The following is a 12,982-nucleotide window of genomic DNA, read 5'->3' as shown; positions in this document are numbered from 1 at the left end:
CCAAGGTGGCGACCGTGCCGGCCGGCGCACGTGAAAGACTCGGACCCGTGACCGCCCAGACCCTCGACGGCAAGGCCGTCGCCGCCACGATCAAGACCGAGCTGCGCGAGCGCGTCGACGCCCTCCGCGCCCGCGGCATCACCCCCGGCCTCGGGACCATCCTCGTCGGCGACGACCCGGCCAGCCGCTGGTACGTCGGCGCCAAGCACAAGGACTGCGCCGAGATCGGCATCGAGTCGATCCGCATCGACCTGCCGGCCACCGCCACCCAGGAGGAGGTCGAGGCCGCCGTCGACCAGCTCAACGCCGACCCGGCCTGCACCCTCTACATCGTGCAGCTGCCGCTGCCGAAGGGTCTCGACGAGAACGCCGTGATCGGCCGCATCGACCCGACGAAGGACGCCGACGGCCTGCACCCGACCAACCTCGGCTGGCTCGTCCTGGGCAATCCCGCTCCGCTGCCGTGCACGCCGCGCGGCATCATCGAGCTGCTGCGGCGCCACGAGGTGGAGATCGCCGGCAAGCACGCCGTCGTCATCGGCCGCGGTATCACGGTGGGCCGCCCGATGGGCCTCCTGCTGACGCGCCGCAGCGAGAACGCCACCGTCACGCTGTGCCACACCGGCACGCAGGACCTCGCGGCCGAGGTGCGCCGCGCCGACATCGTCATCGCCGCCGCCGGCGTGCCCGGCATCATCACCGGCGACATGGTCAAGCCCGGGGCCGCCCTGCTCGACGTCGGCGTCAGCCGCGACGACGACGGCAAGATCGTGGGCGACCTCGCTCCCGACGTGTGGGAGACCGCCGGCTGGGTCACGCCCAACCCCGGCGGCGTCGGCCCGATGACCCGCGCGATGCTGCTGAGCAACGTCGTCGACTTCAGCGAGGCCGCGGCCGAGGACGCGGGGTGAAGCTCCCCCGCAGCCACGGCTCGCGGATCTACCTGCTGCACCTCGTCGCGGTGGCCGTGGGCCTGGTCCTGGTCGCCACGGGACCGTGGCGCGCCGGCGTCGTCGTCATCGGCGCGTCGTTCCTGGTCGCCGCGGCGTTCCGCCTGGTGATCCCGCTGGACCACACCGGGATGCTGCGCGTGCGCGGCAAGCTCTTCGACGTCGTCTGGATGTCGTTCCTGGGCGCGTCGCTGGTGCTGCTGGCGATCATCGTCCCGAGCTGAGCACCCCGAAGCACGAAGCAGGGCCGCCCGGATCGGGCGGCCCTGCTTGCGTGAGTGCTGCGTGGATCAGATGAGGCCCAGCTGCGTGACGGCGTCGCGCTCCTCGGCGAGCTCGGCCACGCTGGCGTCGATGCGCGCCCGGCTGAACTCGTCGATCTCGAGGCCCTGGACGATCTCCCAGTCACCGTTCTTCGTGGTGACGGGGAACGAGCTGATGAGGCCCTCGGGCACACCGTAGGAGCCGTCGGAGGCCACGGCCATGGAGACCCAGTCGCCCTCGGCCGAGCCCTGCAGCCAGTCGCGGGCGGCGTCGATCGTGGCCGAGGCGGCCGAGGCCGCGCTGGACGCGCCACGCGCCTCGATGATGGCGGCGCCGCGCTTGGCGACCGTGGGGATGAAGTCGTTCTCGATCCAGGCCTGGTCGCCCACGACCTCGGCGGCGTTCCGGCCGGCGATCTCGGCGTGGAAGATGTCGGGGTACTGGGTGGCCGAGTGGTTGCCCCAGATCGTCATCTTGCTGATGTCGGAGACCTTGGCGCCCGTCTTGGCGGCCAGCTGGCTGATCGCGCGGTTGTGGTCGAGGCGCGTCAGGGCGGTGAAGCGGTCGGCCGGGATGTTCGGCGCGTTCTTCATCGCGATGAGGGCGTTGGTGTTGGCCGGGTTGCCGGTGACGCCGATGCGGATGTCGTCGGCCGCGACCTCGTTGAGGGCCTTGCCCTGCGCCGTGAAGATGGCGCCGTTGGCCTCGAGCAGGTCGCCGCGCTCCATGCCCTTGGTGCGGGGGCGCGCGCCCACCAGCAGGGCCAGGTTGGCGCCGTCGAAGATGTGGTTCGGGTCGTCACCGATCTCGACCGAGTCCAGCGTGGGGAACGCGCAGTCGTCGAGCTCCATCACGACACCCTCGAGCGCCTTCAGCGCCGGGGTGATCTCGAGGAGTCGGAGCTGGATCGGGGTGTCCGGGCCGAGCAGCGAGCCGCTCGCGAGACGGAAGAGAAGGCTGTAGCCGATCTGGCCGGCGGCGCCGGTGACGGCCACCTTGACAGGAGAGGTGCTCACGTCGATGTGCTCCTTGGGGTGGGGTGTCTGCCCTCGAAACTAGCGCAGGACGGATTCGGGCCCGCCACCGCCCGGCCTCAGAGGTCGTCGGTCTCGTTGTCGAGCGAGATCCATTCCTTCGAGTCCTGGACGCGCGTCTCGCCGCCCTCGGTGACGTGCAGCGAGCCGTCGACGGCGTGCAGCTCGTAGCGGGTGCCCTCGCGCTCGGCGACGTAGACGTCGTTGCGCCAGTCGTAGGTGCCCGAGAGGTCGAGGGTGTCGGAGCCGTCGGGCTTGATGACCACACGGAACCGGTCGCCGACCGCGTCCTTGCCGCAGATCGAGGTCTTCGAGCCGTTCGTCGTGGACTTGTAGAGGATCACGGGGTAGTCGCCGCCGCAGGCCAGCGAGAGGCCCTCGGTCTGCTGCTGGGCCTTGGTGACGGGCTGCTGGCCGCAGTCGGGCAGCAGGCTGTCGCCCTGGGTGCCGTCGGCGTTGAAGCGGGTGTTCTCGTCCTCGCACGCCGTGACCGTGGGCTCGGTGGTCGGCTCGGTCGTGGGCGACGGGGCGGGAGCCTCGCGCGTGGGGTCGACCGACAGGACGGGCGCGCTGGGCGTGGGGGTGGTCGCGGGTGCCGCGGCCTCGTCGTCGGACCCGCCCCCGGACAGCAGCGACCAGCCGAACGCGCCGAGGGTGGCCACGACGGCCAGCACCAGCAGGACAGGACGTGCACCGCTCCAGCTCATCGGTCCAGCCTAACCGCCGTCGTCATGACGTCTGGCCCGCGCCCGCAGGAGTGTCCGCTCCCGGTCGTTCGTGGCGAGGTCGGCGGCGCGGTCGAACTGGGCCGCCGCCTCTTCGAGCCGGCCGAGCTGCTCGAGCAGGTCGCCGCGCACGCTCGGCAGCAGGTGGTACCTCGCGAGCGCCGGGGCGGTGGCGAGGTCCTCGACGACGGCCAGGCCCGCCTCCGGACCACGGGCGCGTCCCAGGGCGACGGCCCGGTTCAGCTCGACCACGAGCGAGTTCGTCGCCCGGGCGAGGCGCTCGTACAGGGCGGCCACCCGCTCCCAGTCGGTCGACTCGACCGACGCCGCGCGCGCGTGCTCCCAGGCGATCGCGGCCTGCAGGACGTAGGGGCCGTCACCGCCCAGCCGCACGGCGACGTCGAGTGCGGCCGCTCCGCGTGCGATCGCGTCGGCGTCCCACCGGGACCGGTCCTGGTCGGCGAGCAGGACCGGCTCGCCGGCCTCGTCCACGCGCGCGGCCAGGCGCGACGACTGCAGCTCCAGCAGCGCGAGCAGACCGTGGACCTCCGGCTCGGACGGCACGACCGACGCCAGGATCGCGGCGAGCCGGACCGCCTCGCGGCACAGGTCGGGGCGGGTCCAGTCAGCGCCCTCGGTCGCCGTGTGTCCCTCGTTGAACACGAGGTAGATCGCGGCCATCACCGAGTCGAGCCGCTCGACCCTCTCTGGTCCGACGGGCTCGTCCATCGGCGCGCGGGAATCGGCGAGCGTGCGCTTCGCGCGGGAGATGCGCGAGGCCACGGTGGACTCCGAGGACAGAAACGCCCGCGCGATCTCACGGGTGCTCAGACCGGCCACCAGCCGGAGCGTCAGCACCGTGCGGCTCTCGGGGGTCAGCGACGGGTGGCAGCACGTGAACATGAGGCGCAGCACGTCGTCGCGCACGTGCTCGTCGGTCAGCGCCTGGTCGAACTCGGCCTCGTACGCCTCGCGGGTGGACTGACCGACCTCCGCATAGGCGCGCAGCTGCCGCTCGCCCGCGCGGAACTGGTCGATCGCCCGCCGCTTCGCCGTGCTCATCAGCCAGGCGGCGGGGTTGTCGGGGATCCCGGTGCGGGGCCACGACTCGAGGGCCTGGGTCAGCGCCTCCTGGGCGAGATCCTCGGCCCGGTCGACGCTGCGGGTGATGCGCAGCAGCGCGCCGAGCAGGCGCGACGACTCCTGTCGCCACACCTGCTCGACCACGCGGGCCTCGTCGGCCATGCTCAGGCCGGCGGCTCGAAGATCGCGCGGACCTCGACCCAGCCCTCCCAGCCCGGCCAGGAGTCGAGGTGGGCCTGCAGGAACGAGCGGGCCTTCTCCACGGCGGTCTCGGTGTCGGCCACGTCGTAGACGGCGTAGCCGCCGACCAGCTCCTTGACCTCGACGAACGGGCCGTCGGTCGTGCCGATGGACCCTCCGGTCAGGCTGACGATCGCGCCGGCGGCCGCCATGGGCGCCAGGCCGCCCGCCTGGACGAACGTGCCGTCGGCCGTGCTCTTGGCCTGCAGGGCGCCGATCGCGGCGAACAGCTCCATCGGCGGCTCGTCGGTCGGGCGGTGGGTCTCGTGAACCAGGGTCATGAACTTCATGGGTCTCTCCTTGTTTCGGGTGTGATCGTTCCGGATGGGATGGGGTGGGGCAAGGGTCAGCCGCGCACGAGCGCGCGCAGGCGGGCGTCCCGCGGCCAGGCGCCGGCCCAGACGAGGACGGCGGTCAGGATCGCGAAGCCCGAGTTGGCCCAGGGCTGTCCCGCGACGAGGTTCACGGCGACGGCACCGCCGAGGTACGCGGTGATGAGCACGACGGCCATCGCCCGGGTGGCCGGGACGAGGTGGGCGACGACGAGCGCGCCCAGCACCGCTCCGCAGAGCACGATCATGTCGTCGGGAATGCCCAGGTCGGCGCTGGCGTCGCGGACCTGCTGCACGCGCAGGAGGTGGGTCACGGCGTCGAAGCCCAGGAAGAGCGTGACGAGGCCGGTGACGATGCGGCCGGCGCGCTGGGCGGCGGGGCCGAGGGTCGCGGGTGCGTTCGGTGCGGTGGTGGTGGTCATGACGGTCTCCGTTCGGCGGGATGAGGGCGTTCTCATCCGTACGTCGCGCGAACGGGGACCTTCTTGACATGCGTCCGGAGCTTTTTCTCCGGACGCCTCCTCACTGCGTCAGCAGCGGTGTCGTCACTCCCACTCGATGGTGCCCGGCGGCTTGCTCGTGACGTCGAGGACGACGCGGTTGACCTCGTCGACCTCGTTGGTGATGCGCGTGGAGATCCGCTCGAGCAGCTCGTACGGCAGGCGGCTCCAGTCGGCGGTCATCGCGTCCTCGCTGGAGACGGGACGCAGCACGATCGGGTGACCGTAGGTGCGGCCGTCGCCCTGCACGCCCACCGAGCGGACGTCGGCCAGCAGCACGACCGGGAACTGCCAGATGTCGCCGTCGAGGCCGGCAGCGGTGGTCTCCTCGCGGACGATCGCGTCGGCGCGACGCAGGATCGCCAGGCGCTCCTCGCTGACGGCGCCGACGATGCGGATCGCCAGGCCGGGGCCCGGGAACGGGTGGCGCGACACGATCGCCTCGGGGATGCCCAGCTGGCGACCGACCTCGCGCACCTCGTCCTTGAACAGGGTGCGCAACGGCTCGATCAGGCTGAACTCGAGATCCTCGGGCAGGCCGCCGACGTTGTGGTGGCTCTTGATGTTGGCCGCGCCCTCGCCGCCGCCGGACTCCACGACGTCGGGGTAGAGCGTGCCCTGGACGAGGAACCTCACGGGCGGGCCGGGTGTCGCGAGCACCTCGCGCTCGGCGGCCTCGAACGTGCGGATGAACTCGCGCCCGATGATCTTGCGCTTCTGCTCGGGGTCGGTGACGCCGTCGAGGAAGCCGAGGAACTGGTCCTTCGCGTCGACGACCTTGAGGTCGACGCCGGTGGCGGCCACGTAGTCCTGGCGGACCTGCTCGGCCTCGCCCTCGCGCAGCAGGCCGTGGTCGACGAAGACGGCGGTCAGCTGGTCGCCGATCGCCTTCTGCACCAAGGCGGTGGAGACGGCCGAGTCGACACCGCCGGAGAGCGCCGAGATGACGCGGGCGTCGCCGACCTGCTGGCGGATGAGCTCGACCTGGTCGTCGACGATGTTCGCGCTGGTCCACGTGGGCGAGCAGCCGGCGATGCCGAACAGGAAGTGCTCGAGGATCTTCTGGCCGAACTCGGAGTGCATGACCTCGGGGTGCCACTGCACGCCGGCGAGGCGACGGTCGATGTTCTCGAACGCAGCGACGGTGGCACGGTCGCTCTTGGCGCTCAGGGTGAAGCCCTCGGGCTGGCGGACGACCTCGTCGCCGTGCGACATCCAGCTCACGAGCTTCTCGGGCAGGCCCTGGAGCAGGGTGCCGGGCTCGAGCACCGAGACGTTGGTGCGCCCGTACTCGCGCTGACCCGTGTGGGCGACCTCGCCGCCGAGCGCCTGCGCCATGGCCATGAAGCCGTAGCAGATGCCGAAGACGGCGGTGCCGGAGTCGACGAGGCCGACCGGCAGCTGGGGCGCGCCCGGCTCGTAGACCGACGAGGGTCCGCCGGACAGGATCACGGCCTTCGGGTTCTTCGCCAGGATCTCCTCGGACGTCGCCGTGTGGGGCATGATCTCGGAGAAGACCCGGGCCTCGCGCACGCGCCGTGCGATCAGCTGGGCGTACTGGGCACCGAAGTCGACGACGATGACGGTGTCGTGGTGGGCTTCGGCGACGGACTCGGGAGTATCAAGGGCCACGGCCCAATCCTAGAGCCGCCCGCCGTCCGTCCTGCGCGCGGTGCGGAGGGCTCAGACCTGCTCGCGGATCTCGCCGACGAGCTCCTCGAGGACGTCCTCGAGCATGACCACGCCGATGACCGTGCCGCTGGGGTCGGCGACGCGCGCCATGTGCGAGCCCTTCGCCTGCATCGTGCGCAGCGCGTCGTACAGGCCGCTGCCGACGCCCACCGTGGACAGCGGACGCAGCCACTTGTCGGCGATGGGGCGCACGCGCGTGGCGTCCTCGGTCTCCAGCACGTCCTTGATGTGCAGGTAGCCGGTGAGCTCGCCGTCCTCGCCGGCCACCGGGAAGCGCGAGTAGCCGGTGCGGGCGCAGGCGTCCTCGACGTCGACCGGGGTGGCACCCGGCGGGATCGTGACGAGCCCGTCGCGCGGCAGCAGCACCTGCGCGACCGTGCCCTCGTGGAAGTCCAGGGCGCCGCTGACGAGGCCGTACTCGTCCTCGTCCAACAGGCCCTCGCGGCGCGACTCCTCGACCAGGCCGGCGACCTCGTCGTGGGTGAACGTGGAGGCGACCTCGTCCTTCGGCTCGACGCCCGCCAGACGGACCGCGCCGTTCGCGATCGCGTTGAGCGAGACCACGAGCGGCTTGAGCACGGCGATGACGACGAGCATGAACGGGCCGAGGATGAGCGCGGCGCGGTCGGGCGCGGCGAGCGCGATGTTCTTCGGCACCATCTCGCCGTAGACCACGTGCAGGAACACCACGAGCGACAGCGCGATCGCGAACGAGATCGGGTGGACGAAGCCGTGCGGCACGCCGAGGTACTCGAAGACGGGCTCGAGCAGGTGCGCGATCGCGGGCTCGCTGATGGCGCCCAGGCCGAGCGAGCAGATCGTGATGCCCAGCTGCGCCGCGGCCATCGCGAGCGTGACGTTCTCCATCGCCTTGAGCGCGAGCTTGGCGGTGCGCTTGCCGGCCTGGGCCTCCGGCTCGAGCTGGGTGCGGCGAGCCGAGATCAGCGCGAACTCGGCGGCCACGAACAGCGCGTTCAGCACCAGCAACAGAAGGGTGAGGGCGAGTGCCGGCCATCCGCTCATCGGTCCGCCTCCTCGTCAGGGGCGTCGATGGTGAGGGCGAGGCGGTCGATGCGCCGGCCCTCCAGCCGCTCGACGGTGAGGTGGACAGTGAGCGGCTCGACGTCGTCCTCGTCGTTCTCAGGGGTCGAGTCGACCTCGAGCGTGACGACGTCGCCGCGCACGGCCAGGCGGCCGAGCTGCTCCAGCACGAGGCCGGCGATCGTCTCGTAGTCCTCGCTCTCGGGCAGCTTGACTCCCGTCTGCTCGAAGACCTCGTCGGGACGCAGCAGGCCCGACAGCGACCACGTGCCGTCGCGGCGGTGGCGGCTGCGCTCGGAGAGGCGGTCGTGCTCGTCGGCGATGTCGCCCACGATCTCCTCGACCAGGTCCTCCAGCGTGACGATGCCGTCGGTGCCGCCGTACTCGTCGACGACGATGGCCATCTGGTTGTTCTGCTCGCGCAGCTGCACGAGCAGGGGGTCGAGCTCGAGGGTGTCGGGCACCGTGGCGGCGGCCTCGGCGATCTCCGAGACGCGCACCGAGCGGCGGCGGTCGGGGTCGACCGCGACGGCCTGCTTCACGTGCACGACGCCGATGACGTCGTCGGCCGAGCGGCCGATCACGGGGAACTTCGAGTGCCCGGTCTGACGGGCGGCCTCGATGAGGTCCATCGCGGTGTCGCGCTCCTCGAGGAAGTGCACGCGCACGCGCGGGGTGCGCACGTCGGCGGCCGTGCGGTCGCCGAACGCGATGCTGCGCGCGACCAGCTCGGCGGTCTCGTCGTCGATCGCGCCCTCCTGCGCCGACCGCAGCACGAGCGAGCGGAGCTCCAGCGGCGAGCGCGCCGAGCGCAGCTCCTCCTGGGGCTCGACGCCGAGCCACTCCAGCGTGCGGTTGGCCATCGAGTTGAGGCCGCGGATCGGCCATGCCATCGCGTGCGTGAACGCGCGCTGCATCCACTGCGTGGTGGCAGCGGTCTTGCGCGGCAGCGACAGGGCCAGGTTCTTGGGGATCAGCTCGCCCACGAGCATCGTGACGATCGTGCTGAGGAACAGCGCGATCGCGTAGGACGCGACGCTCAGCCCGCTGCCGGACAGGCCCAGGCTCTCGAGCGGGCCGCGCAGCAGGCGGCCGATGGCCGGTTCGGCGAGGAAGCCGATCGCCAGGTTCGTGATCGTGATGCCCAGCTGGGCACCGCTGAGCTGCGTGGAGAGGCTGCGCAGGGCCTTGAGGGTTCCTTGTGCGCCGCGGTCGCCCGCCTGTGCCTCGCGCTCGACGGTGGCGCGGTCGACGGTGACGAAGGAGAACTCGGCGGCGACGAAGACACCACAGGCGAGCATCAGCAGGAACGACGAGAACAGCAGAAGCCATTCGGTCACAGTGGGTGGGTCCTCAGGTAGGCGTCGTGGTGGCTCAACGATAGCGCTGGGCGATGAAAGGTATCCTTCTCGTCGTGCCCACCTACCAGTACCGCTGCGTCGACTGTGCCGAAGAGCTCGAGGTCAAGCAGAGCTTCTCCGACGCCGCGCTGACGACGTGCCCCTCCTGCGGTGGTGACCTCCGCAAGGTGTTCGGGGCCGCGGGCGTGGTGTTCAAGGGCTCGGGCTTCTATCGCACCGACAGCCGCTCCGCCTCCTCCAGCTCCGGCAGCTCGTCCTCCAGCTCCAGCTCCAGCAGCTCCTCGTCGAGCTCGTCGAGCACCTCCGGCTCCGGCGCCGCCTGAGTCTCCTGCCGCGCAGGCCTGTGGACGACGCGGGCCGGGATCGTCCGATCCTGCCTAGCCTCGCGCCATGGAATCGGCCGTCCGCTTCGTCCTGACCCACCGGCGCGTCCTCGCCGCGACCCTCGCGGGGCTGGCCGTGTGGGCGGCGGTCACGGCCGTCACCCGCTCCCCCGACACCCGTGAGGTGCTCGTCGCCGCGCGCGACCTCGGCAGTGGCGCCACCGTGCTGCGCTCCGACCTCGAGACCCGCCGGCTGCCCGACTCCGCCGTGCCTGCCGGTCTCGCCGCCTCACCCGAGATCGTCGGCCGGGCGCTGGCCGGACCGATGCGGGCCGGCGAGGTGTTCACCGACCGTCGTGTCGTCGACCCGCGCGACCTCGGTCGCGGGCGCGTGCTCAGCACCGTCGAGGTCTCGTCCGCGACGGCCGAGCTGTTGCGACCCGGCGACGCCGTCGACCTGCTGGCCGTCGCCGAGGAGGGCGCTGCGGAACCCGTGGCCGAAGCCGTCGAGGTGGTCACCGTGCGGTCCGACCCCGAGCGCGAGACCGCCGTCCTCGGCGTCGCGGCCGATCCCGAGGTCGCCACCCTGGTGGCGCGGGCGTCCGTGACCGCGCGTCTCGCCGCGGTCGTGGTGGCTCGTCACCGCGCGCCCTAGGTCCTAGGGTCGGGACGTAGCCTTCCCATCGCCCACCTACGAGGAGCGCCCATGCTTCAAGGTTTCAAGGACTTCCTGTTCCGCGGCAACATCGTCGACCTCGCCGTCGCCGTCGTCATCGGCACCGCCTTCACCGCACTGGTCGGCACCGTCACCGCGTCGGTGATCGAGCCGGTGATCAACTCGCTCGGCGGCACCAGCGTGAAGGGCCTGTCGTTCCAGATCGTCGACGGCAACCCCAAGACGGTCGTCGACCTGGCCGCCGTCATCAACGCGATCATCACGTTCGCCATCACTGCCGCCGTCGTCTACTTCGTCTTCGTCGTCCCGTCGAAGAAGCTCATGGAGCGTCTCGCGAAGGGCGAGGAGGAGGAGCCCGCGGGTCCCAGCGAGGACATCCTCCTGCTCCGCGAGATCCGCGACGCGCTCGGCGGCGGCACGTTCCAGCGCCAGGCCGGTGGCGATCCGCGGGTGGATCCCACCCTCTAGGACTCAGTCCTTCCCGTGGTGAGGGGGCACGTCGCGTCGCAGCTCGTCGTCGCGCGACGTGCCCTTCGCCTCGTCACCCCATCCCTCGGAGGTCTCGTCGCGCGTCGTCGACGGCATGAGGTCGCCCAGCAGCCGCGCGGCCCGCTCGAGGCGAGCGCGGCGCTCGGCGGGCGTCTCGGCCTCGCGGTCACCCGGCACGGAACCACTCCGCCGTGAGGACCGGGCGCATCGGCTTCCAGCCGGTGGTGTCCATGAAGCGCTGCGAGGTCACCCGCTGCGACCGCGCGAGCAGCTCGAGCTTGTCGGCGGTGACGCTGAACAGCCAGCGGCGGAAGAACCGTCCCTCGCTGTGGCCGGCGGCGTGGGCGATCGCGTTGACGTAGTCGAGGCGCTTGAGCGGCTCGGCGCCCACGTTGTAGGCGCCGCTGGGCGCACCGAGCGCCGCGACGGCCGAGGTGCCCACGTCGAGCGGGTGCACGACGTGCATCCACGAGTCGGGGTCGCCCAGGCCGATCGGGCGGCGCTTGCGAGCCCTCCGGACGAGGAACTGCGAGTTCGGGTCGTCGCCGCAGATGAGGCCGTAGCGCAGGCGCACGGTCACTCCCCCGGCCTCCTCCACGCGCTGCGCGTGCTGTTCGGCGACGGTGAGCGGCTCGGTGACCATCGTGACGTCGATGGGGGTGGACTCGTCGATCCACTCGTCGCCGCGTGCGACGTAGATGTGGCTCAGGCTCTGCTGCACCATGAGGCCGATGCCCGACTCGATCGCGGCATCGGCGACCAGGCCGGCGCCGACCGTGCGGATGCGGTTGATGCGGTTGAGGGAGCCGGGCAGCATCGCCCGCGCGCCGACCGGGACGTTGGTGGCGAAGTTGACCACCGCGTCGCAGCCGATCATCGCCTTCATGAGCGAGCCGCGATCGAGCACGTCGCCGTGGATCGCCGTGGCCCCCGCCGACTGGACGAGCCGGGCGGCCGAGGGAGAGCGGACGAGTCCGACGACCTGGTGTCCCGCGTTCTGCAACGCCGGGATCGTCGCTCGTCCCATGACGCCGTTGGCGCCCGTGAGCAGGATCCGCACTCATCGAGTCTACGACCGCCATCCGCATCGTGAGACAGGTCCCGGTGCCACGCGCGCCACAGGCGTCACGCCGGGACCACTCGGCACCGTCACCGCGGGGCTCGTGGAAGGATGGACCGGTGCGCCCCCGTAGCTCAGGGGATAGAGCAACGGTTTCCTAAACCGCAGGTCGGAGGTTCGAATCCTCTCGGGGGCACCCGCATCCGCGTCACCGCCCGTTAGGGTCGCTTCCATGGGTCAGCTGATCAGCGTGTTCGCGGCGACGCACACGCTTGCCGTTCGCGACCGCCGCGCCTGACGGCGCGTCTCGCTCAACGCCTCACGCGCCGTCCGTCCGAGAGACCTTTCGCGTCTCGGGACGGCGATCCTGCGACCCATCCGGCCTGTTCGCCCACGTGCTCCCGAGACGCTCCACCCCACTCTCCCTGGAGCGCGAACGTGCCTCGTTCAACCCACGGCGGCCGACATGAGCTCGGCCAGAACTTCCTCGTCCACCCACCCACCATCCGTACGATCATCGAGCTCGTCGCCGCCACTCGAGGGTCCATCCTCGAGCTCGGCGCCGGCGACGGAGCCCTGACCAGACCCTTGGCCCGACTGGGCAGGCCGCTCACGGCTGTCGACCTCGACGAGCATCGGGTCGCCAGCCTGCGGGCGTCGCTGCCCGCCGTGACGGTAGAGCACGTCGACGCACTGACTGTCCCCTTGGGCCATCCGGTGATCGTGGGGAACATCCCGTTCCACCTCACGTCCCCGATCCTTCGTCGCCTGCTCGCCGCCGACACCTGGAACGACGCGGTGCTGCTCACCCAGTGGGAAGTCGCCCGCAAGCGCTGCGGCGTCGGCGGCTCCACCCTGCTCACCGCGCAGACGGCGCCGTGGTTCACCTTCGCCCTCCACGGCCGGGTCCCCTCAACCGGGTTCCGGCCCCGGCCCAGCGTCGACGGGGGCGTCATCGGCATCCGCCGCCGCTCGGCTCCTCTCGTCCCGAACGGCCACCGTTCCCGCTACGAGCGCTTCGTCCGCGCGATCTTCACCGGGAGGGGCGGGACGTTCGACCGCATTGTCGAGCAGGCGACGCGAGCTCCCCACGGGCTGATCCACGTCGCGCTGCGCGAGGCGGGCGTTCGAGCGGGGACGCTCCCCCGGCACCTCTCCGCCGAGCAGTGGTCACTGCTGTGGCTCCGACTCCAGCGGCAAGGCGGGTGACGT

The 12,982-nt window shown here is 71.5% G+C and carries 16 protein-coding genes and 1 tRNA gene; 7 read left to right on the top strand and 10 right to left on the bottom strand.

From position 1 onward, the window contains the following. The first annotated feature begins 47 nt into the window (after positions 1-47). Both ACGWYL_RS08475 and ACGWYL_RS08470 read left to right on the top strand, forming a co-directional pair. Complete coding sequence (locus ACGWYL_RS08475; protein WP_395486941.1) at positions 48-911, top strand: bifunctional methylenetetrahydrofolate dehydrogenase/methenyltetrahydrofolate cyclohydrolase; 864 nt, start codon at positions 48-50, stop codon at positions 909-911. After that, entirely contained in the window at positions 908-1,174 is a 267-nt protein-coding gene (locus ACGWYL_RS08470) for a DUF3017 domain-containing protein (protein WP_179426360.1), read from the top strand. Before ACGWYL_RS08475 ends, ACGWYL_RS08470 begins: the two co-directional genes overlap by 4 nt. A 66-nt stretch (positions 1,175-1,240) precedes the next feature. Here ACGWYL_RS08470 and ACGWYL_RS08465 read toward each other — a convergent pair whose 3' ends face one another. The 8 genes from ACGWYL_RS08465 to ACGWYL_RS08430 all read right to left on the bottom strand — a co-directional run bounded on the left by ACGWYL_RS08465 (position 1,241) and on the right by ACGWYL_RS08430 (position 9,201). Further along, positions 1,241-2,230 carry a malate dehydrogenase gene (locus ACGWYL_RS08465; protein ID WP_269305345.1) on the bottom strand — a complete coding sequence of 330 codons (990 nt, stop codon included), beginning with the start codon at positions 2,228-2,230 and terminating at the stop codon, positions 1,241-1,243. Positions 2,231-2,307: 77 nt separating this feature from the next. Next, positions 2,308-2,955 carry a hypothetical protein gene (locus ACGWYL_RS08460; protein ID WP_395486940.1) on the bottom strand — a complete coding sequence of 216 codons (648 nt, stop codon included), beginning with the start codon at positions 2,953-2,955 and terminating at the stop codon, positions 2,308-2,310. 9 nt (positions 2,956-2,964) lie between these two features. Beyond that, positions 2,965-4,218, bottom strand: a complete 1,254-nt coding sequence (locus ACGWYL_RS08455; RefSeq protein WP_395486939.1) for an RNA polymerase sigma factor — start codon at positions 4,216-4,218, stop codon at positions 2,965-2,967. A gap of 2 nt (positions 4,219-4,220) precedes the next feature. After that, positions 4,221-4,586 carry a YciI family protein gene (locus tag ACGWYL_RS08450; protein WP_269305340.1) on the bottom strand — a complete coding sequence of 122 codons (366 nt, stop codon included), beginning with the start codon at positions 4,584-4,586 and terminating at the stop codon, positions 4,221-4,223. A 56-nt stretch (positions 4,587-4,642) separates the two neighbouring features. Further along, positions 4,643-5,050: a DoxX family protein gene (locus ACGWYL_RS08445; protein WP_395486938.1), complete on the bottom strand. Its 408-nt coding sequence runs from the start codon at positions 5,048-5,050 to the stop codon at positions 4,643-4,645. A gap of 123 nt (positions 5,051-5,173) precedes the next feature. After that, the gene (guaA, locus tag ACGWYL_RS08440; RefSeq protein ID WP_395486937.1) at positions 5,174-6,760 is read right to left on the bottom strand and encodes a glutamine-hydrolyzing GMP synthase; all 1,587 of its coding nucleotides are present in this window, start codon (positions 6,758-6,760) and stop codon (positions 5,174-5,176) included. 51 nt (positions 6,761-6,811) lie between these two features. Beyond that, positions 6,812-7,843 (bottom strand): hemolysin family protein, encoded by a 1,032-nt coding sequence (locus ACGWYL_RS08435; protein ID WP_269305335.1) that lies wholly within the window; start codon positions 7,841-7,843, stop codon positions 6,812-6,814. Beyond that, positions 7,840-9,201, bottom strand: a complete 1,362-nt coding sequence (locus ACGWYL_RS08430) for a hemolysin family protein (protein WP_395486936.1) — start codon at positions 9,199-9,201, stop codon at positions 7,840-7,842. Before ACGWYL_RS08430 ends, ACGWYL_RS08435 begins: the two co-directional genes overlap by 4 nt. 74 nt (positions 9,202-9,275) lie before the next feature. Here ACGWYL_RS08430 and ACGWYL_RS08425 point away from each other — a divergent pair, with 74 nt between their 5' ends. The 3 genes from ACGWYL_RS08425 to mscL all read left to right on the top strand — a co-directional run bounded on the left by ACGWYL_RS08425 (position 9,276) and on the right by mscL (position 10,689). Continuing rightward, positions 9,276-9,545 carry an FmdB family zinc ribbon protein gene (locus ACGWYL_RS08425; RefSeq protein ID WP_179426378.1) on the top strand — a complete coding sequence of 90 codons (270 nt, stop codon included), beginning with the start codon at positions 9,276-9,278 and terminating at the stop codon, positions 9,543-9,545. A gap of 67 nt (positions 9,546-9,612) precedes the next feature. Beyond that, positions 9,613-10,200 carry an SAF domain-containing protein gene (locus ACGWYL_RS08420; RefSeq protein WP_395486935.1) on the top strand — a complete coding sequence of 196 codons (588 nt, stop codon included), beginning with the start codon at positions 9,613-9,615 and terminating at the stop codon, positions 10,198-10,200. Positions 10,201-10,251: 51 nt separating this feature from the next. After that, entirely contained in the window at positions 10,252-10,689 is a 438-nt protein-coding gene (gene mscL / locus ACGWYL_RS08415) for a large conductance mechanosensitive channel protein MscL (protein WP_269305327.1), read from the top strand. A gap of 3 nt (positions 10,690-10,692) precedes the next feature. Here mscL and ACGWYL_RS08410 read toward each other — a convergent pair whose 3' ends face one another. Beyond that, complete coding sequence (locus tag ACGWYL_RS08410) at positions 10,693-10,887, bottom strand: hypothetical protein (RefSeq protein ID WP_179426384.1); 195 nt, start codon at positions 10,885-10,887, stop codon at positions 10,693-10,695. Next, entirely contained in the window at positions 10,877-11,770 is an 894-nt protein-coding gene (locus ACGWYL_RS08405; RefSeq protein ID WP_395486934.1) for an NAD-dependent epimerase/dehydratase family protein, read from the bottom strand. Before ACGWYL_RS08405 ends, ACGWYL_RS08410 begins: the two co-directional genes overlap by 11 nt. 123 nt (positions 11,771-11,893) lie before the next feature. On the opposite strand from ACGWYL_RS08405, the gene ACGWYL_RS08400 reads away from it, so the two are divergent. Both ACGWYL_RS08400 and erm read left to right on the top strand, forming a co-directional pair. Beyond that, positions 11,894-11,966, top strand: a tRNA-Arg gene (locus ACGWYL_RS08400). Positions 11,967-12,208: 242 nt separating this feature from the next. Beyond that, entirely contained in the window at positions 12,209-12,979 is a 771-nt protein-coding gene (gene erm / locus ACGWYL_RS08395) for a 23S ribosomal RNA methyltransferase Erm (RefSeq protein WP_395486933.1), read from the top strand. The last annotated feature ends 3 nt before the right edge of the window (positions 12,980-12,982 follow it).

This window comes from Aeromicrobium sp. JJY06, from assembly GCF_044069275.1.
Lineage (GTDB): Bacteria > Actinomycetota > Actinomycetes > Propionibacteriales > Nocardioidaceae > Aeromicrobium > Aeromicrobium tamlense.
This window is presented reverse-complemented; position numbering and strand designations above follow the sequence as displayed.